At 59.2% G+C, this 22,398-nt stretch carries 27 protein-coding genes and 1 pseudogene; 21 read left to right on the top strand and 7 right to left on the bottom strand.

Going from position 1 to position 22,398, the window contains the following annotated elements; all coding sequences use genetic code 11:
• The first annotated feature begins 1 nt into the window (after window position 1).
• The 4 genes from AA0Z93_RS07575 (at window position 2) to AA0Z93_RS07560 (ending at window position 2,026) form a co-directional block, all read left to right on the top strand.
• Entirely contained in the window at window positions 2-868 is an 867-nt protein-coding gene (locus AA0Z93_RS07575; protein ID WP_413045692.1) for a hypothetical protein, read from the top strand.
• A 23-nt stretch (window positions 869-891) separates the two neighbouring features.
• Window positions 892-1,077 carry a hypothetical protein gene (locus AA0Z93_RS07570; RefSeq protein WP_413045693.1) on the top strand — a complete coding sequence of 62 codons (186 nt, stop codon included), beginning with the start codon at window positions 892-894 and terminating at the stop codon, window positions 1,075-1,077.
• Window positions 1,078-1,163: 86 nt separating this feature from the next.
• Window positions 1,164-1,628, top strand: a complete 465-nt coding sequence (locus AA0Z93_RS07565) for a hypothetical protein (protein WP_413045694.1) — start codon at window positions 1,164-1,166, stop codon at window positions 1,626-1,628.
• The gene (locus tag AA0Z93_RS07560) at window positions 1,628-2,026 is read left to right on the top strand and encodes a DUF6911 family protein (protein ID WP_413045695.1); all 399 of its coding nucleotides are present in this window, start codon (window positions 1,628-1,630) and stop codon (window positions 2,024-2,026) included. The genes AA0Z93_RS07565 and AA0Z93_RS07560 overlap by 1 nt, the downstream gene beginning before the upstream one ends.
• Window positions 2,027-2,574: 548 nt before the next feature.
• Here AA0Z93_RS07560 and AA0Z93_RS07555 read toward each other — a convergent pair.
• A complete protein-coding gene (locus tag AA0Z93_RS07555) occupies window positions 2,575-2,841 on the bottom strand; it encodes a hypothetical protein (protein ID WP_413048328.1) in 267 nt (88 codons plus the stop codon).
• 271 nt (window positions 2,842-3,112) lie between these two features.
• Between AA0Z93_RS07555 and AA0Z93_RS07550 the strand changes: the two are divergent.
• The 11 genes and pseudogenes from AA0Z93_RS07550 to cfaB form a co-directional block, all read left to right on the top strand.
• A pseudogene (locus AA0Z93_RS07550) lies at window positions 3,113-3,748 on the top strand (hypothetical protein); the annotation flags it as partial.
• 35 nt (window positions 3,749-3,783) lie between these two features.
• The gene (locus AA0Z93_RS07545) at window positions 3,784-4,464 is read left to right on the top strand and encodes a pre-toxin TG domain-containing protein (RefSeq protein ID WP_413045696.1); all 681 of its coding nucleotides are present in this window, start codon (window positions 3,784-3,786) and stop codon (window positions 4,462-4,464) included.
• Window positions 4,461-4,760 carry a hypothetical protein gene (locus tag AA0Z93_RS07540; RefSeq protein ID WP_413045697.1) on the top strand — a complete coding sequence of 100 codons (300 nt, stop codon included), beginning with the start codon at window positions 4,461-4,463 and terminating at the stop codon, window positions 4,758-4,760. The genes AA0Z93_RS07545 and AA0Z93_RS07540 overlap by 4 nt, the downstream gene beginning before the upstream one ends.
• Window positions 4,761-4,786: 26 nt before the next feature.
• The gene (locus AA0Z93_RS07535; RefSeq protein ID WP_413398584.1) at window positions 4,787-5,215 is read left to right on the top strand and encodes a DUF6883 domain-containing protein; all 429 of its coding nucleotides are present in this window, start codon (window positions 4,787-4,789) and stop codon (window positions 5,213-5,215) included.
• Window positions 5,205-5,423 carry a DUF4926 domain-containing protein gene (locus AA0Z93_RS07530; RefSeq protein ID WP_413045698.1) on the top strand — a complete coding sequence of 73 codons (219 nt, stop codon included), beginning with the start codon at window positions 5,205-5,207 and terminating at the stop codon, window positions 5,421-5,423. The genes AA0Z93_RS07535 and AA0Z93_RS07530 overlap by 11 nt, the downstream gene beginning before the upstream one ends.
• 301 nt (window positions 5,424-5,724) lie before the next feature.
• Complete coding sequence (locus AA0Z93_RS07525) at window positions 5,725-6,291, top strand: hypothetical protein (protein WP_413045699.1); 567 nt, start codon at window positions 5,725-5,727, stop codon at window positions 6,289-6,291.
• A gap of 2 nt (window positions 6,292-6,293) precedes the next feature.
• Window positions 6,294-6,692 carry a hypothetical protein gene (locus AA0Z93_RS07520; RefSeq protein ID WP_413045700.1) on the top strand — a complete coding sequence of 133 codons (399 nt, stop codon included), beginning with the start codon at window positions 6,294-6,296 and terminating at the stop codon, window positions 6,690-6,692.
• Window positions 6,693-7,139: 447 nt separating this feature from the next.
• Complete coding sequence (gene hcnA, locus AA0Z93_RS07515) at window positions 7,140-7,445, top strand: cyanide-forming glycine dehydrogenase subunit HcnA (RefSeq protein ID WP_413045701.1); 306 nt, start codon at window positions 7,140-7,142, stop codon at window positions 7,443-7,445.
• On the top strand, window positions 7,442-8,836 hold the full coding sequence (gene hcnB / locus AA0Z93_RS07510) for a cyanide-forming glycine dehydrogenase subunit HcnB (RefSeq protein WP_413045702.1): 1,395 nt from the start codon (window positions 7,442-7,444) through the stop codon (window positions 8,834-8,836). The genes hcnA and hcnB overlap by 4 nt, the downstream gene beginning before the upstream one ends.
• Window position 8,837: 1 nt before the next feature.
• Window positions 8,838-10,076 carry a cyanide-forming glycine dehydrogenase subunit HcnC gene (hcnC, locus tag AA0Z93_RS07505; protein ID WP_413045703.1) on the top strand — a complete coding sequence of 413 codons (1,239 nt, stop codon included), beginning with the start codon at window positions 8,838-8,840 and terminating at the stop codon, window positions 10,074-10,076.
• 96 nt (window positions 10,077-10,172) lie between these two features.
• Window positions 10,173-11,357, top strand: coding sequence for a C17 cyclopropane fatty acid synthase CfaB (gene cfaB, locus AA0Z93_RS07500; RefSeq protein ID WP_413045704.1), 1,185 nt, complete (start codon window positions 10,173-10,175; stop codon window positions 11,355-11,357).
• Between the two features lie 2 nt (window positions 11,358-11,359).
• On the opposite strand, the gene cls is transcribed toward cfaB, so the two are convergent.
• Window positions 11,360-12,799, bottom strand: a complete 1,440-nt coding sequence (gene cls, locus AA0Z93_RS07495) for a cardiolipin synthase (RefSeq protein WP_413045705.1) — start codon at window positions 12,797-12,799, stop codon at window positions 11,360-11,362.
• A 128-nt stretch (window positions 12,800-12,927) separates the two neighbouring features.
• On the opposite strand from cls, the gene AA0Z93_RS07490 reads away from it, so the two are divergent.
• Window positions 12,928-13,455 carry a DUF3617 domain-containing protein gene (locus AA0Z93_RS07490; protein WP_413045706.1) on the top strand — a complete coding sequence of 176 codons (528 nt, stop codon included), beginning with the start codon at window positions 12,928-12,930 and terminating at the stop codon, window positions 13,453-13,455.
• A gap of 1 nt (window position 13,456) precedes the next feature.
• Here AA0Z93_RS07490 and folE2 read toward each other — a convergent pair whose 3' ends face one another.
• Complete coding sequence (gene folE2, locus AA0Z93_RS07485; RefSeq protein ID WP_413045707.1) at window positions 13,457-14,347, bottom strand: GTP cyclohydrolase FolE2; 891 nt, start codon at window positions 14,345-14,347, stop codon at window positions 13,457-13,459.
• 27 nt (window positions 14,348-14,374) lie between these two features.
• Window positions 14,375-14,752 (bottom strand): glutamine synthetase, encoded by a 378-nt coding sequence (locus AA0Z93_RS07480; RefSeq protein WP_413045708.1) that lies wholly within the window; start codon window positions 14,750-14,752, stop codon window positions 14,375-14,377.
• A gap of 102 nt (window positions 14,753-14,854) precedes the next feature.
• Between AA0Z93_RS07480 and zigA the strand changes: the two genes are divergently transcribed.
• From zigA to AA0Z93_RS07465, 3 genes are read left to right on the top strand one after another with little or no spacing between them, the layout of a single operon-like run.
• Window positions 14,855-16,063: a zinc metallochaperone GTPase ZigA gene (zigA, locus tag AA0Z93_RS07475; RefSeq protein ID WP_413045709.1), complete on the top strand. Its 1,209-nt coding sequence runs from the start codon at window positions 14,855-14,857 to the stop codon at window positions 16,061-16,063.
• Window positions 16,060-16,692, top strand: coding sequence for a DUF1826 domain-containing protein (locus AA0Z93_RS07470; protein ID WP_413045710.1), 633 nt, complete (start codon window positions 16,060-16,062; stop codon window positions 16,690-16,692). Before zigA ends, AA0Z93_RS07470 begins: the two co-directional genes overlap by 4 nt.
• 40 nt (window positions 16,693-16,732) lie before the next feature.
• Window positions 16,733-17,701, top strand: coding sequence for a CobW family GTP-binding protein (locus AA0Z93_RS07465; RefSeq protein ID WP_413045711.1), 969 nt, complete (start codon window positions 16,733-16,735; stop codon window positions 17,699-17,701).
• Between the two features lie 3 nt (window positions 17,702-17,704).
• On the opposite strand, the gene AA0Z93_RS07460 is transcribed toward AA0Z93_RS07465, so the two are convergent.
• Entirely contained in the window at window positions 17,705-18,109 is a 405-nt protein-coding gene (locus AA0Z93_RS07460) for a DUF3301 domain-containing protein (RefSeq protein WP_413045712.1), read from the bottom strand.
• A 115-nt stretch (window positions 18,110-18,224) separates the two neighbouring features.
• Between AA0Z93_RS07460 and pdxY the strand changes: the two genes are divergently transcribed.
• A complete protein-coding gene (gene pdxY / locus AA0Z93_RS07455; protein WP_413045713.1) occupies window positions 18,225-19,097 on the top strand; it encodes a pyridoxal kinase PdxY in 873 nt (290 codons plus the stop codon).
• Here the strand turns inward: pdxY and AA0Z93_RS07450 are convergent.
• The gene (locus AA0Z93_RS07450; RefSeq protein WP_296267010.1) at window positions 19,094-19,579 is read right to left on the bottom strand and encodes an acyl-CoA thioesterase; all 486 of its coding nucleotides are present in this window, start codon (window positions 19,577-19,579) and stop codon (window positions 19,094-19,096) included. The two genes, pdxY and AA0Z93_RS07450, sit on opposite strands and share 4 nt — an antisense overlap.
• Before the next feature lie 288 nt (window positions 19,580-19,867).
• Between AA0Z93_RS07450 and AA0Z93_RS07445 the strand changes: the two genes are divergently transcribed.
• The gene (locus AA0Z93_RS07445; protein ID WP_413045714.1) at window positions 19,868-21,631 is read left to right on the top strand and encodes a cation:proton antiporter; all 1,764 of its coding nucleotides are present in this window, start codon (window positions 19,868-19,870) and stop codon (window positions 21,629-21,631) included.
• Window positions 21,632-21,917: 286 nt separating this feature from the next.
• On the opposite strand, the gene AA0Z93_RS07440 is transcribed toward AA0Z93_RS07445, so the two are convergent.
• A complete protein-coding gene (locus AA0Z93_RS07440) occupies window positions 21,918-22,325 on the bottom strand; it encodes an SMI1/KNR4 family protein (protein WP_413045715.1) in 408 nt (135 codons plus the stop codon).
• Window positions 22,326-22,398 lie beyond the last annotated feature (73 nt).

Raw genomic sequence — 22,398 nt, 5'->3', positions numbered from 1 at the left:
GGTGAAAAAAATAGAAAGAATCCTTGAGCAGCATCGGCACTGGCTGTCTCAGTCGGATGGGATGGTAGCTCAAGAGCTTGAGTATCTTAAAGAAGATCTTGCCTGTGAGTCGTTAGAGGGTTTGGGCAATGTGTCTGATTCATTGAGCATACTTGCAGCTTGTCACGGTATACAGGGAGAGGTTTCTATTTATGCCAATGATATTTCTGGCTGGGAGGAAACGTCCCGAGCGATTATTTACCGTTATTGGGTGTTAATGCTCAGGGCTAAGGTTTTTTCGACTACGAGTTTCCTTCAAAATATTAGAAGGGCCCCGAATTTGACTAATCAGTTGAGCAGCGCAGGTTGCCTACTCGCATGCTTCATTGCTGCGGATAAGTGCGATCTAGCGGAGTCGGTCGCCGATGTGCTTGTCGGAATGTTAACTGCTGATGGAGCTGTTGATCACGGCTATCTCAAAAATCGTCGATTTGAACCTTTCATGCTGTGGCTCTATTCTGTCTATTCGGGTAGAAGTGCACCTGCTCTGATTGAGTCTATGGATCTCGGCATCTATAAGAGCGTTATAGATAGCTGGTCAGATGAGAAACAGCTTGCCAGTGTGTTGGATGCGGTATGTCAATATCACTTGGCTAACTCCGAAGACAAAGGTGGGGCTTGGGATCCTGAGTTCAAAAACCCACCGTTTGACTTAATTCCTTTTGAGGTTTTTGCAATTATTAAAGTTCGCCAAAAGTGCGGATTGAGGTCGCCTGTAGTTGCAAATCCCTTACTAAATTTTGAGATTTCTGAATTAGATAATTTAATTTTCAAGCCTGATAATATTTGTGTAAAAGTTGAGGGCGCCTTCAGAAGTTTCTTTAGTTAAAATTTAGAATTCAGGAATTGTCCTTGTTAGATTGGACTGCCTACCTTACTGACCGCGGTTCAGATGGGATAGGCAAAGCTTCAAAGCTTCAAAGCTTAAAAGCGCAAATCGATGCGGACATGGCGGCCACCAAGGCCTGGCTGGATGATGCGGCCGAGGAGCGACCCGACGCCGATTGCGCAAAGATGGGTCCGGTAGGGATTGGCTGACAGAGCTGGATAGCATTGGGCGGTGTGGGTCCCATACCGGTATGGAGGCGATGCCTGCTCAGAGAGCGTTGTATGGGGCATAGGCGGTGCTCAGTGCGACGGGGTTGCTGGGGTTTAAAGCGGAGATTGGAGGTAGCCCGGAAACAATTGCTCCGAAAGTAAAAGCGGAAGTTAAAATTGGCGATCAGACGTTCACTGATGTAAACCAGACGGCAAGACCCGGTTTTGAAGCAAAATTTGATCAGCCGACCCTTATAGCTGATCGTGTAAATGCAAAGATAGGTTCATCTGGTAAACCTTTGCCAAATGCAAACATGGCAACTGCACATGCTGAAATTGGGGTCATACAGCAAACTTATAATGCTGGAAAAACCCAAGGGGCAACAATGTCTCTCAAGGTTGAGGGTCAGGCGGTTTGTGGTTATTGTCGAGGGGATATTGCAGCGGCGGCCGAAAAAGCCGGCTTGAAGTATCTTGAGGTTAATGAGGTTGTTACAGGCAAAACCCTGTATTGGAAACCCGGCATGCGCTCCATTAAAGAATTAAACTGATGAAAAAATATTCTTTGTCTTGGGTGATTGGGATGGGTGATCAGGCTCACGGGGGGCATAACAATTTCCCGGACTGGCGTGACATTGAACACTATCTTGATAAAATTAAAAAGAAGGGTGGTTCCCTCACTTTAAGTATTGTTGATAGCCCAGACATAGGCCCGCAAATTCTGCAGGTCTTGTGTGACAATGGTAGGTATATTTTATCCTTAGGTGCAGATGATGGGTTGGATTACGTTATGCGTTCCTATTCTAATCCGGCACTAAAAGGCACTGAGTGTGAGATTTTAGGTAATCTTTGGAACGGTGAGTTAGTCTGCTTGGATTTAGCCATCGTAAAAGAAGCGTTTAGTACGTTTTTCTTGACAGGCGATGTCAGCTTAAAGCTATTGAGTTGAAAGAGGCTACTCTGCTTTAAGGCGTCCCTTTTCGAAGTTGGGCATTTGAAAGCCAGCGTTGGGACTGTTCCATTACACGAGCACGCATCATCTGGACTGTATACCTTACTGACCGCGCCCTGTCAGGACAGGAGCGATAGCATAAGGGGAATGGAGAAAGTTTTTCCGTTTCTCAGCAGGAGCAAAGCTTAAATACAAAACACGCCTCTCTTGCATCTAGCTGTACATGCCTGTACTAGAGTTTGAAAGCTGATGGAGGATTTCCGATTATTATTAACTTTGGATATAGAGATCGAATTTTGAGAATGCTAGTCGTTCGACTTTCTAAACCAATTTTCAGCTTTAATGCTTATGGGTAATTTTTGAGTTTAGAGAAAATATTTTTGCCAATGAGATTCTGTCTCGAGAGTGTCAGTTTATTTAGGTGCTTGTTTGCGGATTTCTAGTGAATGATCTACTCTAACCCTTGATTTGATTGATGGGATTTTGTTCTTTAACAACCTAGCCTAGGTAGGTGGGCAGTAATATTTCGACTGCCCATTCTGAAGTTAACTCTCAGAGTTGAGCTTTCTATTGACTACATCCAGCAAGTCGCAGCCGTCTCTCAATTGAGTCGCTAGTAGCTTTACCCAAGAATCTATAAAATTCATGTCTTCATTTATGCCTTCGAGGCATGCAAAACTTTCCAACGCTTCGGTCACCGTACGAATACGATATACAGCAGCATCATGAAGAACATGAATTGGCGCCTGCGCATCAATCAACAGCGCAGGAACATTCGAATCAAGGCCGGTAAGCGGAATATATCGATTCATGCTGAGACTCTCTACCTGAGTGATGAATGCCATCACTCAAACGTCGCCAAACGAATGGGTGACAGCTGTACGTAGGTTGGCGAACCGGCAGTAGAGAAAACCGGCAGACCCAAAGGTCTCCCACGCACAGCCGTCATAAAACGACTTTGCAGGCGCACAGCTAGCTGCAAAAAAGCTACGAGCTTGCGCATCTCTCTACTGTCAGGTCGCCAAACCTGAGTCGCCTGTGAGCGACGGGCGGACTATAAACCCTTCGCCTACACGTCTCAACGCACCAAACGCCCAGCGCTTCCTCGCCGACGGCTTGGTCAGCGACTACGACCAGTACCTAATAGACAACGCCCTGGCCAGCAAAGACGCCCTCAACCTGAGCCTGGGCGTGACCCTGACCGGCGCTCAGGTCGGCGCGCTGACCCATGACATCGTGTGGATGGAAAACCGCGGCGTCGAGGGCCAGACCGTGCTGGTGTCGACCCTGTACCTGGCCCAGGTGGACGCCCGCAACGTGCGCGGCAGCAGCCTGATCCAGGGCCGCGATCTGAACCTGATCAGCGGCGGGGATCTGGTCAACGTCGGGACCCTGCGCGCCAGCCGCGACCTGAGCGTGAGCAGTGGCGGCAGCATCTACCAGGGCGGCCTGGTGGAGGCGGGCAACAACCTGCAGTTGATTGCGCAGGACAGCATCCGCAACGCCATGGCGGGGCAGATTCGCGGGGAGAACGTGAGCCTGGCGGCGGTGCGTGGCGATGTTACCAACGAGCGTACGGCGATCCAGGTGCGCGATGGGGCGGGGTACCGCACGGTGACGGATGCTGGGAGTGGCGTGAGCGCTCGGCAGGATCTGGCGGTGTCGGCGGGTCGGGATGTGACCAATTACGGCACGTTGCAGGCTGGGCGGGATGTGGCGGCTGTGTCGTTTCGAGCAAGACCACCGAGACGAATTTGGGCCGTGAGTTCTTGTTAGAGTTGGCCAGTCCTGAGCAAACAGAGACCTTCAAAGCGCAAACTGCTGCGAAAGTGGCGGCCACCAAGGTCTGGCTGGATGATACGGCCAAGGAGCAATTCGACGCCGGTTGCGCAGGGATGGGCCCGGTAGGGATTGGCTGCCAGAGCTGGATGGCGTTGAGTGGTGTGGATCCTATCACCGGTAAGGAGGCGACGCCTGCTCAGAGAGCGTTGTATGGGGCACAGGCGGTGCTCAATGCAACGGGGTTGCTGGGGTTGACTACGGGGGTTGGAGGTGTTGCAAAAGCGACAGTCAATACTCCATTAAAGCTTGGCGAAACCAAGGTCATCGACAGTGTCAGCATCACTCGTGTAGGAAGATGGATGTCTCGTAGCGAGCTGGCACAAATGCAAAATACAAATAAAGCGGTGCAAGGCGGTGGAGGACAAACCTTCATTTCGACCAACGGCAGCGCTGACTTTAAAGGGGCTGCTCCCAAAGGCTTTGTCTATGTTGAGTTTGATGTTCCAGCTAACAGTTTGCTGCAAGGCGGGAAGGATGGTTGGTTCAAGATGATCGGTCCTGATACAGGTAAGTCTCAGCAGTTCTTGCTTAATAAGCAGGGCGGCGAGCACTTGCCGGCCATCAAGAATATTGAAATTCTAGGTGAGAAGTGAAAAGTCTTATGGATAGGTCTTGGTTTGATGAAAGAGTAAAACCAATTTTAAAGGGTTTTTCTCTAACCTACACATCATTTACTGATGGGGATTTTGGTGACCTTGAAAGGATAGAATTAGAAGGGTTCAATAAGCTGGGAACTGTAGAGTTTTGGTCTAAAGGTTGGATTGGCATAGATGTATATGACTGTGTTACTGATAACCAGATTATGAATGTATTGCTTTCGCCAGAGGAAAAGGAATTCGTTGCTCAAGAATTTGATAGTTTAATAAAAACGTTGAAGCAAAATAATTGATGGCGTAAGGGTAAGCTTCCGCTCATATATTTTCCAGTATCCCTGTTGCGATAAGTAAAGATCAGCTTATCTACACTGTAGGCACACTTGAGCTGCAGGCATTTCAGACCCAAGCACCGGGCCGGTTAATAAATGCAGAAAAAGCGGTGATTAATTCGGGAGAAGTGAAATCCGATGCATCGAATACAGCGCATTCTGTAAGTGGTAACAAAACGAAAGTCTTTGAGTCGGTGCTGGGCTATAACCAGTCGAATGCTGAAATTTTGATAGCGAAAATTTGGGAAGGTACAAATATTTATCCTGCCAAGTCAGGCGCTTCAGATAAATTTGGTCAGCGCAGAACTATAGATATGCCCATAACGGGACCAAACGGGAATACGGCGACCGTCCGTACAGGTTGGATATACGATTCGCGCTCCGCTACCCCTAAAATAGCGATCCTTTATGTCAAGTGAGAGCTATAAGTTGAATTATTCGCTTTTTGATGTGATTGTCTTAGTTGAGGATACACCAGAGGAGGGGGTGTTTGCTAGGATGAAAGGGGCGATTATTGAAATATATAGCCAGCCAGTTGAGGGCTATGAAATAGAGTTTTGCGACGAGCACGGGTGCACAGTTGCGCAGCTTGTATTATCCTCTGATCAATTTCATCTCGATGATTAGATGCGAACCCGCAGGTATCTCTGTAGAACGAGGTCTGGTCTATAAAAGTCATAAATTTTTTTCCAAGATAGTGTGAGTGAAACTCAGCTGCAATACTTGCGAGATCTCAAGGCCGAATAACTAAGGGCACTTGGGTTCTCGATTTTTTAGGACAAAACTTCTAAAAGAAACCAGGCACCGGTTGCGCCGGAATGGGCCCGGTAGGGATTGGCTGCCAGAGCTGGATGGCGTTGAGTGGTGTGGATCCTATCACCGGTAAGGAGGCGACGCCTGCTCAGAGAGCGTGTATGGGGCACAGGCGGTGCTCAATGCGACGGGGTTGCTGGGGTTCACTGCGGGGGAAGTCGGAGGCGGAACGAGAGCGATAACAGATACTTCTGTTGATGGTGCAGGCGGTATCGCTGGAGCGCCTAAAACAATCCCATATCAACCAAAAGGCTCGGTTGTTCTACAAGGTGATGCGCCTGTATGCGGACCAGCCTGCGCAGCAATGACGATTACTGACAAAACAGGTGCAACCGTTAGCCTTGATGAGGTAATCGGAAGCTTCGCAAATGGAGTCAGGCCAACCGGTGTCAATACTATGGAGCTATCGAACGTTATATCTAAAGCGGAAGTGAAGAACACCGTTAATAAAACAATGCTACCTGATCAATTGAACAAGGCGCTGATAGAAGGGGCAAGCGTTATTGTTCAAGTTCCTGCCGGCCAAGGAAGGCACTTCATTATTGTCGATAGTGTTGAGTCGATCGATGGCGTAAATTATTACATGACGCGAGACCCGTACGTAGGTCCCAGAGGCGTACAAAAAGGCCTGTTAGATGGTGCTATGTCAACAGGTGTCAATGCTATGGTGATAGAGAGGTAGTAGTGAATATTGGGGATGAAGTTGAGTTGGAGGGATGGCTTGTTATTATTGACTATAAGCCTTTCCTCATAACTGGGGGTTGCTCAGAAAATTATGAAAATTACGAAAATTATGAAAAGGTCGAGATAGAAAATCCTGAAATAATTTTCTGTGTAATAGATAGGATTCTTCCGTTAGGTGGAGGAAAAAGTTTTATATTTCATAGGTCAAAGGTTTTAGGGGTCTTGACGGAGTTTACGCCGATGAAGATCAAGCCGACGGCTCTGTCCGTAGAGGAAAGGGGGGGCGGATTTATTTCTATAGATATTGAGGGTAATATTGAGAAGTACAAAGCTCAGTACAGCGATTACGTGAAGAGCAGATCTACCATCAAGTCTGGCGACTGGATAGACCATTTGTAGTTAACCAATCAGCAGGTTGGTGACCTAGGTGAAGATATCTCTAAAGTCTTCTTGCGCGACAACAACCATACTAACATCTTCGCTGTGCAGAACCGCAGTGGTAACGGCATCGACATCGTCAGCCGCACGCCAGACGGACGTCTTGCGTTCACTGAAGTAAAAACTTCGCGGACGGGGAATGTAGAAGATCTTTCCGTACGACAGCAGAACATGACAACGTTCGTCGAGGATGTTCTCAGTAATGGCGGAGGACTTGCAGTCCACGGTTTGCCAACAGGATTGCGATTCCTAAACCCGCCCAAGTACTCCCTTCGCCTCATAGATTGCCCTCCGCCAACACCCCACTACCGCCTATCCACCCAATCCCCCGCTCCAAGTCAATTCCTCCCTCGCCGCCCCCCCGTACCCTTGCCCCTCCTTTCAAACCAACGGCAAGGCAGCCCCCTCATGGACAGAACCCTCGACATCCAACCTCTCCCAACCGACCAAATCCCCCTCAACATCAACGGCACCCCCGTCACCGCCACCCCCGGCGAAACCGTCCTCAGCGTCCTCAACGCCGTCGGCCTGCGCCAGCTCGCGCGCAACGACCATGGGCAGGTCAGCGGTGCCTTCTGCGGCATGGGCGTTTGCCACTGCTGTCTGGTCGCTATCGACGGCCGCCCCAAGCGTCGCGCGTGTCAGACCCTGGTGCGTGCCGGCATGCGTGTGGAGACCCAGGTCAATGCCATCATCGGGGAGGTGCGGCCATGAACGTGCGTCCGGTGATCGTCGGCGGTGGGTCGGCGGGGATGGCGGCGGCCATCGAGTTGGCGGGGGAGGGGGTGGGGTGCGTGCTCATCGACGAAGCGTCGCGCCCGGGTGGCGTGGTGTATCGCGGGCCGCTGCGGGCCGGGGTCGATCTGGGGTATCTGGGCGCGCGCTATAGCAAGGCGTTAAAAGCGTTGCATGCTCAGTTCGCAGCCTGCGCCGAGCACGTCGACCTGCGCTTGAACAGCCGAGTGGTCGGCGGCGACGAGCACAGCCTGATGGTGCTCGACGAACACGAGCGCTTGCAGCCGGTGGCCTACGAACAGGTGGTGTTGGCCGCAGGGTGCCATGAGCGCAACGTGCCGTTTCCCGGCTGGACCTTGCCGGGGGTGATCCTGCTCGGTGGTTTGCAGTTGCAGATCAAGAGCAACGTGGTCAAGCCGCTGGGCAGCACCTTGATCGCCGGCACCGGGCCGTTGCTGCCACTGGTGGCCTGCCAGCTGCATGCGGCCGGGGCGAAGGTGGCGGGAGTGTACGAGGCGTGCGCCTTCCACCGCATCGCGCGGGAAAGCCTGGCGCTGATGAACAAACCGCAACTGTTCCTCGATGGCTTGAGCATGCTGGCGTACTTGAAGCTGCACGGCATCCCCATGCACTACGGCTGGGGGGTGGTCGAGGCGCGGGGCGAAGGCGAGTTGAGCGAGGTGAGCGTGGCACCCTACGACCAGGCGTGGAAAGCCGACCTGAGCCGGGTGCAGCGCGAGTCGGTGCAAACCCTGGCGGTGGGCTACGGCTTCATCCCGCGCACGCAACTCAGCCAGCAGTTGGGCCTGGCCCATGGCTTCAGCGCCGACGGCTACCTGCGCGCCGAGTGCAACGTGTGGCAGCAGAGCAGCCTGCCGCATATCCACCTGGCCGGGGACATGGCCGGCATCCGCGGCGGCGAGGCGGCGATGCTCACCGGGCGCCTGGCGGCGGTGTCGATCCTGCAGCAGCGCGGTGTGCTCGATGCTGCGCAGGCCATCGAGCGGCGCGAGCGCTACCTGGGGCAACTGGCGGGCATCAAGCGCTTCCGCTCCGGGGTCGAGCGTTATACCGCGCGCGGGCCGGCGCAGATCGAGCTGCCGCAGGCCGACACGGTGATCTGCCGCTGCGAGCAGGTTACCCGCGAGGCCATCGATCTCGCGCTGGAGCAGGGCGTGCAAGACATGGCCGGGCTGAAGATGCGCACCCGCGTGAGCATGGGCGACTGCCAGGGGCGGATGTGCGTGGGCTATTGCAGCGACCGCCTGCGCGCCGCCACCGGGCGCGCCGACGTGGGCTGGCTGCGGCCGCGTTTTCCGGTCGATCCGGTACCGTTTTCGGCATTCAAAGACCTGGGCACGGAGGCCTGACATGAACAAGACCTACGACATCGTGATCGCCGGCGCCGGGGTGATCGGCGCCTCCTGCGCCTACCAACTGTCCAAGCGCGGCAACCTGCGCATCGCCCTGATCGACGACAAGCGCCCGGGCAACGCCACCCGCGCCTCGGCCGGCGGGCTGTGGGCCATCGGCGAATCGGTGGGCCTGGGCTGCGGGGTGATCTTCTTCCGCATGCTCTCGTCGCAGGCAAAGCGCCAGGCCCAGGGTGCGGCGGTGGCGGTGGACTCGAGCACGCCGCACATCCTGCCGCCGTGTTTTTTCGACCTGGCATTGCAGTCCAACGCCCTGTACCCGCAATTGCACCAGGAGCTGATCGAGCGCCACGGCATGGACTTCAAGTTCGAGCGCACGGGCCTCAAATACGTGATCCAGGACGACGAAGACCAGCTCTACGCCGAGCACATCGTCAAGCACATCCCACACTTGCAGGACCAGATCCGCTGGCTCGACCGCAAGGCCCTGCGCGACAGCGAGCCTGCGGTCACCGAGCAGGCCAAAGGCGCGCTGGAGTTTCTCTGCGACCACCAGCTCAGCCCGTTCCGCCTGGGCGATGCGTACATGGAGGCGGCGCGGCAGAACGGCGTCGACCTGTACCTCAATACCCGCGTCACCGATGTGCTGCACCATGGCGGGCGGGTTAAGGGCGTGCGCACCGAGCAGGCCGGCGACTTCCATTGCGACACCCTGATCAACGCCGCCGGCGCCTGGGCCGCCGAACTCAGCGAGTGGGCCACCGGTACGGCCATTCCGGTCAAGCCGGTGAAAGGCCAGATCGTGCTCACCGAACGCTTGCCCAAGCTGCTCGACGGCTGCATCACCACCAGCGATTGCTACATGGCGCAGAAGGACAACGGCGAAATCCTCATCGGCAGCACCACCGAAGAGAAGGGCTTCGACGTCACCACCACCTTTCCCGAAATCGGCAGCCTGGTGCAGGGCGCCATCCGCTGCGTGCCGGCGCTGGAGCAGGTCAACCTCAAGCGCACCTGGGCTGGCCTGCGGCCCGGTTCTCCGGACGAGCTGCCGATCCTGGGACCGGTGGACGACATGCCGGGGTACTACAACGCCTGTGGGCATTTCCGCACCGGCATGCTGACCTCGGCGATCACCGGGGTGATGTTGGACAAGGCCCTGCACGATGAAGCGTTGCCGCTGGACATCACGCCGTTCCTGGCGCGGCGTTTCGCCAAGGTGGCCGCTCCGGCCTGAGTGGACATACGGGAAAGTCCGCACCAATGAACTAATCTCACTCCCGGAGGCGTCCCGCTGGCAGGGGCGCCCGTTCATTCATGGGAGGGGAGATTCATGTTTGGGCAACTTCCACCTGCGCTGCAAACGCTGCACCTGCCGCTGCGCCTGAAGTTATGGGACGGCCACCATTTCGATCTGGGCCCTGACCCCCAAGTGACCTTGCTGGTCAAGGAACCGCAGCTCATCGGCCTGCTCACCCACCCCAATCTGGACACCCTGGGCGCCGCTTTCGTCGACGGCAAACTGGAGCTGGAAGGCGACATCGGCGAAGCGGTGCGCGTGTGCGACGAGCTGAGCGAAGCCTTCCTCAAGGAGGGTGACGATCCGCTACCGGTACGCGCTGCCCATGACAAGCAGACCGACGCGGCGTCCATCGCCTACCACTACGATGTCTCCAACGCCTTCTACCAGCTGTGGCTGGACCGCGACATGGTCTACTCCTGCGCCTACTTCCGCGAGCCGGACGACACGCTGGACGAAGCGCAGCAACACAAGTTCGACCACCTGTGCCGCAAGCTGCGCCTGCAAGCGGGCGACTACCTGCTGGATGTCGGTTGCGGTTGGGGTGGCCTGGCGCGTTTCGCAGCACGCGAATATGGCGCGCGGGTGTTCGGCATCACCCTGAGCAAGGAGCAGTTGGCGCTGGCGCGACAGCGGGTGGACGAGGAGGGGTTGGCGGACCAGGTCGAGCTGCAATTGCTCGACTACCGCGAGCTGCCCCAGGACGGTCGTTTCGACAAGGTGGTCAGTGTCGGCATGTTCGAGCACGTCGGCCATGCCAATCTGGCGCTGTACTGCAAAACCCTGTTCGGCGCAGTACGCGAGGGCGGCCTGGTGATGAATCACGGCATCACCGCCAGATGCGTGGACGGCCGACCGGTGGGCAAGGGCGCGGGCGCGTTCATCAACCGCTATGTGTTCCCCAACGGCGAGCTGCCGCACCTGTGCATGATCAGCCAGGCCTGTGGCGAGGCGGGCCTGGAGGTGGTCGATGTGGAAAGCCTGCGCCTGCACTACGCGCGCACCTTGAGCCTGTGGAGCCAGAACCTGGAGAACCAATTGCACCGCGCCGCGGCCTTGGTACCTGAGCAGACGCTGCGGATCTGGCGCCTGTACCTGGCCGGCTGTGCCCATGCCTTCGCCCGGGGCTGGATCAACCTGCACCAGGTGCTGGCCGTGAAGCCCTATGCCGATGGCCGTCACGATCTGCCCTGGACCCGTGACGACCTGTACCGCTGACGTTAGAGGATCGGAGAGATGAGCCGCGCGATGCGCATGCCCAATTGGTCGAGGCGGTGCGTGTCGCGACGCTCCTGCGGGCTGATCTCGTGGGAGTGTTCGAAGTCCTCCAGCAGCATGTGTTCCACCTCGTCGGCGAACTGGCGGTCGATGGTCAGCAGCATGATTTCGAAATTCAGGCGGAAGGAGCGGTTGTCGAGATTGGCGCTGCCGATGGCGCTGATCTCGTCGTCGACCAGCACCACCTTCTGGTGCACGAAGCCTGGCTGGTAGCGGAAGACACGCACGCCGGCGCGTACGGCTTCGAGGGCGTACAGCGTAGTGGCGGCGTAGACGATGCGGTGGTCGGGGCGTGCCGGGATCAGGATGCGCACGTCCACGCCACGTAACACGGCCAGGCGCAGCGCGGCGGAAATGCCCTCGTCGGGGATGAAGTAGGGGCTGGTGATCCACACCCGTTTGGTCGCCGAGTGGATGGCTTCCAGAAAGAACAATGCGCAGGTTTCCTGCGGGTCGGCCGGGCCGCTGGCCAGGACCTGGCACAGCACGCCATCGTCCGGGTAGCTGTCTTGCAGGATCAGTGGCGGCAAGCGGCGAGTGGCCCAATACCAGTCTTCGGCGAACGATTCCTGCAAGCAGGCCAGCACCGGGCCGGTCACCTCCACGTGCGTGTCGCGCCACGGCGACAGCTTCGGGTTGCCGCCCAGGTATTCGTCGCCCACGTTGTGCCCGCCGACGAAGCCGACCTTGCCGTCGACCACGACGATCTTGCGGTGGTTGCGGAAGTTGACCTGGAAGCGGTTGAACCAGCCACGGCGGGTGGCGAAGGAGGCGACTTCCACGCCGCCGTCACGCAGGGTCTGGTCGTAGCGGCCGGGCAGGGCGTGGCTGCCGACCTGGTCGTAGAGCACGAAGATGCGTACGCCCTCGGCCGCTTTCTTCAGCAGCAGTTGCTGCAGCTCTTTGCCGATGATGTCGTTGTGGATGATGAAGAACTGCACCAGCACCGTGTCACGGGCATTTTCGATGGCCTGGAAGATGGCTTCGAAGGTGGCCTTGCCGTTCACCAGCAATGCGATCTGGTTGTTGGCCAGGCAGGGCATGCGGCTGAGGCGCGGCATGGCACGCAGGGCGCGGTAGCTTTCCGACTCGCGCGCCGCCAGCGCTTCCTCCACCCAGGGCCGCCAGTCGAGGTCGGCCATGGCGGCGTGCAACTCTTGGTTGGCTTGGCGCCGCGCTTTGACGTAGGCCGGGAACGAGCGTGCGCCGAAGATCAGGTAGGGGATCAGCGTCAGGTAAGGAATGAACAGCAACGACATGGCCCAGGCGATCGCGCCTTGGGCGGTGCGCACCGTGAACAGCGCGTGCAGCGCGGCGGCGCCGCCGCACACGTGGACGAAGCCGAGCAGATAACCGAAGAAGTACGGGCTGTGGTAATCCATGTAGAGTCTGCAATCCGTGGACGATGATCTACTGACCACGAACCCTGGGCGGCGTGCAACCCGTACGCCGAAACGGCGTCTAAGCTTGGGTCCGGCTTGGGGCCGGCACTTTTGAGGAGCTTTCATCCATGAACATGCGTCTGCCACTGTTAGCCCTGGCCTTGGGCCTTTCCTCACCTGCATTGCAGGCCCAGATGCTGCAGCCAGGCTTGTGGGAACTGACCACCAGCAACATGCAAGTCGATGGCAAGCCACTGCCTGATATGGACTTCATGCTCGGCCAGCTGAAAAATCTGCCGCCTGAGCAGCGGGCCATGATGGAAGGCGCGTTGGCTAAGCAGGGCATCACGGTTGCCGGCAAGGGCGTGCGCTCGTGCCTGACCCAGCAGCAGGTCAACACCAACGACATTCCTTTGCAGGACCCACAGTCCGGCTGCACGCAAAAGATCACTGACCGTCAGGGCAACGTGTGGAAGTTCCAGTTCAGCTGCCCGCGTGCGCAAGGTACCGGCACGGCGACTTTCCTCAGCGACCGTGAATTCGTCACGCAAGTGAGCGGTACGTTCAACGCGTCGGGCGTGCAGCAAAAGGGCAGCATGAACACCCGTGCCACCTGGCAGGGCAGCGACTGCGGCAACATCCGCCCCCGTACTTGATCTACCAACGCCATTGGCTTTCCGCCACCGCATCGTGGGCATGCAGGCTTTCTGCATGTTCCACGCGCAGGTGAAACGCTTGCAGCGTTCGCTCACCTGACAACGCCTTATGCAGCCGGCGCGCTGCGTCCTCACAGAACATTGGGTTTTGCCCGTTGGCCAGGGCGAACGCCTGTTCGTCTGCGCGTTTCACAGCGGTCTGTACGGCCGTGCCCAATGCCTGCTCCAGAGTGTCGATCAACCCTACCGTCGGTAACGACACGGCCGATTCTGCCATTCGCACCTTGATGACCGCCCGGCTGCGTTGGCTGTGGGGGGTGGCGACAATGCCCTCACTGGTGCCCAACCAATCCACGATGGCTGAGTGGGACAAGTGGTCGCTGGTCCCGAAGCGTGCGACGAAGCGGTCTTGGATCAGTTGTCGCGCCAGGGCTGCCGAGCACGGGCAAGTCGAGGAGTAAGCGATTTCCACAGTGTGTTCCACGTGGAACATTCCATCGACCAAGCGCGCGTCGATCTCGACGGGATAGTGCTTCCAACCCGCTAAAGGACTGATCAGGGCGGGACGCTTGAGCATGAGCTCGCAACGCAGGCGCACGTAGGCAGCTTTAGATAGCCCTTCATGGCTGTGAAGAAAAGTCTGCAGAAGGCTGCGCAAGTGGTCAGGCGTGAGTTCGGCGGCTTCCAGGGTTTCCAATGCCAGATACAGACGAGACATATGGATACCGCGCGCTTGGGTATCGTCGAGGCTGACGCCGGCGTCGGCCGTGGCGTTCATGCGTTGGCCTTGCAACTGGATCGGTAAAGCGATTCCACACATGCCTACCCAACTCAGTGCCGTGGCGGAGGGGGTGGTTTGTGCGGCGATGTCGGGGAGTACGAGGCTGGTCATGGGAACACCTGCTACGAAAAGGAAAAATCAGCGGCAGCCGCCGATCAAGCTGCAATGCAGATTGAAACGTTGCCCGCTGGAGCTCGAGACACGGCTGATGGACGTCCAGCCAACGCGCCGGCTGTAACCCACCCAGGCCTCCCCGTTGGAAGCAAGGCCGGTGAAGAACGTCAGAGGGCCGTAGCGCTCGTTGGTTTGCGCCCATAAGCGCCTGCCCGCAGCGTCGTAACCACGCAGGTACAGCGTGGTGCCGACGCTGCGCACGCTGTAGTAATTGCCGTGGCCATCCTTACAGGCCACTAAGGTGGCAGACCGTGTGCACAACGACAGATCGGCGTGCGGCAAGGCGTGGGCCAACGGGCACAGCGATACCAGCAGCGATACGAGCAAAAGACGGAGGATCATTTTGACACCGAAGGGACAGAAACGGCTTTGCGCCATTGTATTGTTATAATATAACGTATTACAAACGCATCGTTCGAATGCGCCTGTCGATGAGGCCCAACCATGTCCAACCGTCTACCCGTCACCGTGCTGTCCGGCTTTCTCGGCGCCGGCAAAAGCACGCTGCTCACCCATGTACTGCGCAATCGCGAGCAACTGCGCGTAGCCGTGATCGTCAACGACATGAGCGAAATCAACATCGACGCCAGCGACGTGCAGCGCAACGTCAGCCTCAACCGCGCCGAAGAGAAGCTGGTGGAGATGAGCAACGGCTGCATCTGCTGCACCTTGCGCGAAGACCTGCTCGAGGAAGTGGCGCGCCTGGCCCAGGAGGGGCGCTTCGATTACCTGCTGATCGAGTCCACCGGCATCTCCGAACCGCTGCCGGTGGCCGAGACCTTCACCTTTCGCGACGAACAGGGCCGCAGCCTGTCGGACCTCGCTCGGCTAGACACCATGGTCACCGTGGTCGATGCGCTCAACTTCATGGCCGACTACCAAGGCGCCGACGCCCTGGCCAGCCGTGGCGAAACCCTGGGCGAAGACGACGAGCGCTCCATCAGCGACTTGCTGATCGAGCAGGTGGAATTCGCCGACGTGATTCTGCTGAGCAAGATCGATCTGGTCAGCCAGCACGAGCGCGAAGAACTCACCGCCATCGTGCAGCGCCTCAACCCGCGTGCGCAGGTGTTGCCCATGCTCATGGGCCAGGTGCCGCTGGCGCGGATTCTCGACACCGGGCTGTTCGACTTCGAGCAGGCTTCGCAGGCGCCGGGTTGGCTGCAGGAGCTGCGCGGCGAACATGTGCCCGAGACCGAGGCTTACGGCATCGCCGCCACCACTTGGCAGGCCCGCCGTCCCTTCCACCCGCAACGCTTCTACGACTTCATCCACCAGCCGTGGCAGAACGGTCGGCTGCTGCGCTCCAAAGGTTTCTTCTGGCTGGCCAGCAAGTATCAGGAAGCCGGTAGCTGGTCGCAGGCCGGCGGCATGATGCGGCACGGTCTGGCCGGACGCTGGTGGCGCTTCGTGCCGCGTACGCAGTGGCCGCAGGACCGCGACGAGGCCGCCGAGGTCTTCAGGCACTGGACGCCTGAGGTGGGTGATTGCCGTCAGGAACTGGTGTTCATCGGCCAGGGCATCGACTTCGAACGGTTATCCACCGACCTGGAAGCCTGCCTGTTGAGCGAAAGCGAAATGGCGGCCGGCCCCATGGGCTGGCTGCGCCTGGACGACCCCTTCGGGCCCTGGACCGAGGAGGCCGCCGCATGATCGCCCAAACACGTTGCCGCGATGTCTACCAAGTGTTCGATCGCTCGCCGCAGGTACTGGCCGAAATCTTGCGCGACGAAGTCAACCTGGCGGTCTGGCAGCGCCAGTTGCCGCCCCAGGTGGAAGACTTCGCCGCCCTGGTGGTCGGCTTGGAGCGGCCGTTGGCCGACGAACGCGTCATCGAGGTCGACGAACAGCGCACACCGGTGTTGTCGGGGCTGCTCCCAGGCGCTGCCGATGTGCATGGCTACGAAGCGTTCGTCGCCGACATCACCTGGCTGGTGGCAGCCTATACCTGCCTGCTCGGTGCACGGCGGGTGGGGCTGCGCTTGAAAGTGCTGGAAGGCGCGATGTGTCCGCGCTTCCACGTTGACCATGTCCCTCTGCGATTGCTGAGCACTTATGCCGGGGCGGGCAGCGAGTGGTTGCCTGAAGGGTGCCTGGACCGTACGCGTTTGCACGCCTTTTCGGCCCCTGTGGATAAAATTCAACGGTTGTGTACGGGCGATGTGGGCATCCTTAAAGGCGAAAAATTCCAGGGAAATGAAGGGTATGGAATTATCCACAGGTCGCCCGAAACCGCTGTGGGCGAACGTCGTTTGCTGCTTAGCCTTGACTGGCTGGCGTGATCCGCCATAGTTGGGGATAACTTTATCCACGGCTGTGACCATGCTCCAGAACATTCCGACCCATCTCATCGCCGGCCCTTTGGGGGCCGGCAAGACCAGCGTATTGCGCAGCCTGTTGGCGCAGCGTCCGGCGCAGGAACGCTGGGCGGTGTTGATCAACGAATTCGGCCAAGTGGGGCTGGATGCCGCCTTGCTCAGCCGCGACGAGCCAGGGCTGCAAATCGCGGAAGTGGCGGGCGGATGCCTGTGCTGCGTCAACGGTGTGCCGTTTCAGGTCGGTTTGGGCCGACTTCTGCGGCGCATCGAGCCGCACCGCCTGTTCATCGAGCCCTCCGGCCTCGGCCACCCCCTGCAATTGCTGGAACAGCTGCGCCAGACGCCCTGGCGCGGGGTGCTGGCGGTTCAGCCGATGGTCATGGTGCTGGATGCGCAGGCATTGGCACGGGGCGAAGCCTTACCAGAAGTCCATACGTGCGCGTTGAGCGAGGCGGGCCTGTTAGTTATCAACAAGTCAGCAACTGTGGGTGATTCCCAGCGGCTGTTGATAACCTCTAAACTGCCTGAGATAGAGAGGCTGTGGACAAATCATGGCGAAATAGTTTTCCACAACTTGCCGTTCGCAGAATCGATTCATCCCGTGGAGAATTCTGCATTTGATCGGCCTGTGGATACTGATGCGAACATGGGCGTGCTCTGGAAAGATATCCACAGCCCGATTTTGCAAGCCGCCGAGGGCGAGGGCGGTTGGAGCATAGGCTGGCGCTGGCATCCCAGCCTGCAATTTTCCAGCGCTCGCATTCGAGCCATGCTCGAGCGAGAGCCTTGGAAACGCGCCAAGGGCGTCATCCACAGCGAAGCCGGCTGGACATCCTGTAACGGATTGGCGCCCGACCCTGTCGCTTGGCAGACCAGCCACTGGCGCAAAGACACCCGCCTCGAGCTGATTTTCGACCAGCCCCAGGAGGCCGAACGTCTGACCCAGGCTTTCAGCGCCTGCCTGCTGGCGTAACCCTCAGGGATGCCAACGGTCGTGCTGGCGACGCCATTGCTGCATCTCCACGACGTTGTCGGCCTTGGGCGCACTGGCGGGTGGCGTCTGGACGTCGAAGGGGTAGGGCGCCAGTTCGATCTGCATCGTGTGGGCACCGAACTGCGTGACCACCCCTGGGTGGCGCTGCTCGCCGGTCACGGTGAATTCGAAGTTGTAGATGCGCGCCAGGCGCTTTCTGCCCTTGGCGTCGCGGGCGAAGCCGATGCGCTTGAGCGCCACGGCATCGTCGAGCAATTCCAGGTCGAGCTTGGCGCAATGCTGCTTGACCCGTTCCAGCGCTTTCTCCCGCAGCCCGTGGTTGTGCCAGATCCACGCGCCGGCGCTGGCCAGCAGCATCAGGACGAAAAGGTTTTCCAGGGTCAACATGGGCTCGGCTCCAAACGGGACGGCGCAGCTTAACTGCGTCGTCGGCCTGTCGTACAGGTGGTCTTGGGGTTCATACTGCGCGGCGCGAATCCTTACCGTTTTGGAAAATCCCTGCATGAAACGTACACCGCACCTGCTCGCCATCCAGTCCCACGTCGTGTTCGGCCACGCCGGCAACAGCGCGGCGGTGTTCCCGATGCAGCGCCTGGGGGTGAACGTCTGGCCGCTCAACACCGTGCAGTTCTCCAACCACACGCAGTATGGCCATTGGGCCGGAGAAGTGCTGGCGCCGGCGCAGATTCCGGCGCTGGTGGAGGGCATCAGCGCCATCGGCGAGCTGGGCGAGTGCGACGCCGTGCTGTCGGGCTACCTGGGCAGCGCCGAGCAGGGCCGGGCGATCCTGGCCGGGGTCGAGCGCATCAAGGCCAGCAATCCCAAGGCGCTGTACCTGTGCGACCCGGTGATGGGCCATGCCGAGAAGGGCTGCAGCGTGCCGGCCGCGGTCAGCGACTTCCTGTTGCAGCATGCCTTGGCCAAGGCCGACATCCTGTGCCCCAACCAACTGGAACTGGACACCTTCTGCGGCCGCCGCGCGCAATCCCTGGAAGACTGCGTCGGCATGGCCCGCAGCCTGCTGGCGCGCGGCCCCCAGGTGGTGCTGGTCAAACACCTGGCCTATCCGGGGCGCGCCGCCGATGCCTTCGAAATGCTGCTGGTCACGGCCGAGCACACCTGGCACCTGCGCCGGCCGCTGTTGGCCTTCCCGCGCCAGCCGGTGGGCGTGGGCGACCTGACCTCAGGCCTGTTCCTGGCCCGTGTGCTGCTCGGCGACACCTGGCTGCAGGCCTTCGAGTTCGCCGCTTCGGCCGTGCATGAAGTGCTGCTGGAAACCCAGGCCTGCGCCAGCTACGAGCTGCAACTGGTGCGCGCCCAGGACCGCATCGCGCACCCGCGGGTGCGCTTCGAGGCCACGCCGCTGACGGTTTAAACGCCGTCGGTTTTCAGGTCTTTGTAGCGCTGCTCCAGTTCCTGGCGGATCTGCCGGCGCTGCTGGCCTTGCAGGAAACGCCGCTTGCTCTCGCTGTCCTGGGGCTGGCGGGGCGGCACCGGCACCGGGCGGCGCTGGTCGTCGACCGCGACCATGGTGAAGAAGCAGCTGTTGGAATGGCGCACCGAGCGCTGGCGAATGTTCTCGGTCACCACCTTGATCCCCACTTCCATCGAGGTGTTGCCGGTGTAGTTGACCGAGGCCAGGAAGGTCACCAGTTCACCGACGTGCACCGGCTCGCGGAAGATCACCTGGTCCACCGACAAGGTCACCACATAGCTGCCGGCATAGCGGCTGGCACAGGCGTAGGCCACTTCGTCGAGGTACTTGAGCAGCGTGCCGCCGTGGACGTTGCCGGAGAAGTTGGCCATGTCCGGTGTCATCAGGACGGTCATCGTCAACTGGGCGTTTCCAGGTTCCATAAGCGGCTCTTGGTGGGTTGTCGAAGGCACGGTCTTCCCCTTCAGGGTGTGGATTCGGTTACCGGACGCTGAGCGTCGCGGGCGCGTCACGCCCGGCCGTTCGAGGGCCCTGGGCGGGCGATCTGTTTCGGCATATTGCACCGACCGTTCGCGGCAGGGTGCGATGTTACCCTGACTGCGCCCATGCAACATGGGCTTACCACTTCCAGAACATTCCGTACTCGGCATTGCCCATGGCCTGGGCAGCGCCGGGACCGGCCCCGTGCATCGAACAAGGAGAACCACGCCATGCATGCCATCAGCTTCATTCAGGATCTGGCGGTGATCATGCTGGTCGCCGGGGTGGTGACGATTCTGTTCCACCGGCTCAAGCAACCGGTCGTGCTCGGCTACATCGTCGCCGGCTTCATCATCGGCCCGCACACTCCGCCCTTCGGCCTGATCCACGACGAAGACACCATCAAGATCCTGGCCGAGCTGGGGGTGATCTTCCTGATGTTCTGCCTAGGGCTCGAGTTCAGCCTGCGCAAACTGTTCAAGGTAGGCGCCACGGCGTTCATCGCAGCGTTTCTGGAAATCGTCCTGATGATCTGGATCGGTTTCGAGATCGGCCGCTGGTTCGGCTGGAGCACCATGGATTCGCTGTTCCTCGGCGCCATCCTGGCGATCTCCTCGACCACCATCATCGTCAAGGCGCTCAACGACCTGAAGATGAAGAACGAGCGCTTCGCGCAGTTGATCTTCGGCGTGCTGATCGTCGAAGACATTCTCGGCATCGGCATCATCGCCTTGCTCTCGGGCATCGCCGTCAGCGGCACGGTCAGCTCCGGCGAGGTGTTCTCCACGGTCGGCAAGCTGTCGCTGTTCATGATCGTGGCGTTGGTCATCGGCATCCTGTTGGTGCCGCGGCTGCTGGCCTACGTGGCCAAGTTCGAAAGCAACGAAATGCTGCTGATCACCGTGCTGGGCCTGTGCTTCGGCTTCTGCCTGCTGGTGGTCAAGCTCGAATACAGCATGGTGCTGGGCGCCTTCCTGATCGGCGCGATCATGGCCGAGTCGCGGCAGTTGCTGAAGATCGAACGGTTGATCGAGCCGGTGCGCGACCTGTTCAGCGCGATCTTCTTCGTCGCCATCGGCCTGATGATCGATCCGCAGGTGCTGGTCGACTACGCCTGGCCGATCGTGGTCATCACCTGCGCGGTGGTGTTGGGCAAGATGCTGTCGTGCGGCGTGGGCGCGTTCATCGCCGGCAACGATGGCCGCACTTCGCTGCGGGTGGGCATGGGTCTGTCTCAGATCGGCGAATTTTCCTTCATCATCGCGGCGCTGGGCATGACGCTCCAAGTGACCAGCGACTTTCTCTACCCGGTGGCCGTGGCCGTGTCGGCCATCACCACCCTGCTCACGCCCTACCTGATCCGCGCCGCCGATCCGTTGTCGCTCAAGCTGGGCAGGGTGATGCCCAAGCGTCTCGGCCGGGTGCTGTCGCTGTACGGCGAGTGGCTGCGCAGCATCCAGCCGCAGGGCGAGGGCGCGATGCTGGCGGCGATGATCCGGCGCATCCTGTTGCAGGTGGGGGTGAACCTGGCGTTGGTGATCGCCATCTTCTTCAGCGGTGGCTACTTCGCCAGCCGCCTGGGCCTGTGGTTGAGCCAGTGGGTGAGCGATGTCGGGCAACAGAAGGGGTTGATCTGGGGCGCGGCGCTGTTGCTATCGCTGCCGTTCCTGATCGCCGCGTACCGCAAGCTCAAGGCGCTGTCGATGCTGCTGGCGGAAATGGGCGTCACGCCCGACATGGCGGGACGGCATACGCAACGGGTGCGGCGAGTGGTCGCCGAAGTCATTCCGCTGCTGTCGTTGCTGGTGATCTTCTTCCTGCTGTCGGCGCTGTCGGCCAGCATTCTGCCGACCAACGAGCTGCTGCTGATCATCGCCGTGGTGGCCGCCGTGGTGGTGGCAGTGCTGTGGCGCTGGTTCATCCGCGTGCATACGCGCATGCAGATCGCCTTGCTGGAGACGCTGGAGAACAACCGCGACCAGTCCCACTCCTGAGAGGCGCGAAGGCCTTGTGGTATGGCAATGCTGTTCAGTCACCATTGGGGCTGCTCTGCAGCCCATCGCGGCTAAACCGGAGCGCCGGCCGGCCGCTCCTACAGGGCTGCTCTTCGGGCCATCGCGGCTGACCGGAGCCGACCGGCTTCTCCAACAGGGTAGGCGTACCCCGTAGGAGCGGCCGGCCGGCGCTCCGGTTTAGCCGCGATGGGCCGTAAAGCGGCCCCAATTGCTAACGACCCGGCATTACCGTGCTACGGAGCCTTGTATGTAGTAGTGCGGAGTATCAGCTTTCCAGCCAGACGTCCCGCGCCCAGTGCCAGACCGACTCCCAGCTCTCGTCCAGGACCAGTTCCTCTTCACCGCTCCACAGCACCACGGTGCCGTCTTCTTCCACGCAGTAGTAGTCGTCCCCGTCCTGGCACAGCGGGATGAGGTCGCGTGGCACGCCGGCGTCCCAGGCATTGGAGGCGACGTCGGGCAGATAGGTGTGCGACTGCGGGTCCGTGACGGTGACCGGCTCGAGGGAGCCATACACGACATCGCTGACGTGCAGCAGGAACTCCTTGAACACGAAAGGAATGTTGATGAACAGTTGTTCTTCGATTTCGACCAGCTGGTCTTCGTCAGGAAGCTCCAGGGGCACGGGCACAGGCTCGTTGGCTTCACGGAGCTGTTCGATCACTTCTTCCACGGTTTACATCCTCTAACCTTGTTGGCAATGCAGCGGTTTATACCCTAGTCACACGCTGGGCTTAAAGCAAAAA

Origin of the sequence: Pseudomonas phoenicis (genome assembly GCF_047302395.1) — a bacterium.
In the GTDB taxonomy this organism is placed as follows: Bacteria; Pseudomonadota; Gammaproteobacteria; order Pseudomonadales; family Pseudomonadaceae; genus Aquipseudomonas.
The sequence above is the reverse complement of the archived record's forward strand: the minus strand, read 5'-3'. Positions and strand labels throughout refer to the sequence as shown.

Coding starts and splice junctions, on each gene's coding strand:
- AA0Z93_RS07465 (WP_413045711.1), top strand. CDS start 16,733: ATGCTCCAGAACATTCCGACCCATCTCATCGCCGGCCCTTTGGGGGCC.
- zigA (WP_413045709.1), top strand. CDS start 14,855: ATGTCCAACCGTCTACCCGTCACCGTGCTGTCCGGCTTTCTCGGCGCC.
- AA0Z93_RS07555 (WP_413048328.1), bottom strand. CDS start 2,841: ATGAATCGATATATTCCGCTTACCGGCCTTGATTCGAATGTTCCTGCG.
- AA0Z93_RS07480 (WP_413045708.1), bottom strand. CDS start 14,752: ATGATCCTCCGTCTTTTGCTCGTATCGCTGCTGGTATCGCTGTGCCCG.
- cfaB (WP_413045704.1), top strand. CDS start 10,173: ATGTTTGGGCAACTTCCACCTGCGCTGCAAACGCTGCACCTGCCGCTG.
- hcnC (WP_413045703.1), top strand. CDS start 8,838: ATGAACAAGACCTACGACATCGTGATCGCCGGCGCCGGGGTGATCGGC.
- cls (WP_413045705.1), bottom strand. CDS start 12,799: ATGGATTACCACAGCCCGTACTTCTTCGGTTATCTGCTCGGCTTCGTC.
- folE2 (WP_413045707.1), bottom strand. CDS start 14,347: ATGACCAGCCTCGTACTCCCCGACATCGCCGCACAAACCACCCCCTCC.
- pdxY (WP_413045713.1), top strand. CDS start 18,225: ATGAAACGTACACCGCACCTGCTCGCCATCCAGTCCCACGTCGTGTTC.
- hcnA (WP_413045701.1), top strand. CDS start 7,140: ATGGACAGAACCCTCGACATCCAACCTCTCCCAACCGACCAAATCCCC.
- AA0Z93_RS07450 (WP_296267010.1), bottom strand. CDS start 19,579: ATGGAACCTGGAAACGCCCAGTTGACGATGACCGTCCTGATGACACCG.
- hcnB (WP_413045702.1), top strand. CDS start 7,442: ATGAACGTGCGTCCGGTGATCGTCGGCGGTGGGTCGGCGGGGATGGCG.
- AA0Z93_RS07560 (WP_413045695.1), top strand. CDS start 1,628: ATGAAAAAATATTCTTTGTCTTGGGTGATTGGGATGGGTGATCAGGCT.
- AA0Z93_RS07490 (WP_413045706.1), top strand. CDS start 12,928: ATGAACATGCGTCTGCCACTGTTAGCCCTGGCCTTGGGCCTTTCCTCA.
- AA0Z93_RS07445 (WP_413045714.1), top strand. CDS start 19,868: ATGCATGCCATCAGCTTCATTCAGGATCTGGCGGTGATCATGCTGGTC.
- AA0Z93_RS07530 (WP_413045698.1), top strand. CDS start 5,205: ATGTCAAGTGAGAGCTATAAGTTGAATTATTCGCTTTTTGATGTGATT.
- AA0Z93_RS07470 (WP_413045710.1), top strand. CDS start 16,060: ATGATCGCCCAAACACGTTGCCGCGATGTCTACCAAGTGTTCGATCGC.
- AA0Z93_RS07460 (WP_413045712.1), bottom strand. CDS start 18,109: ATGTTGACCCTGGAAAACCTTTTCGTCCTGATGCTGCTGGCCAGCGCC.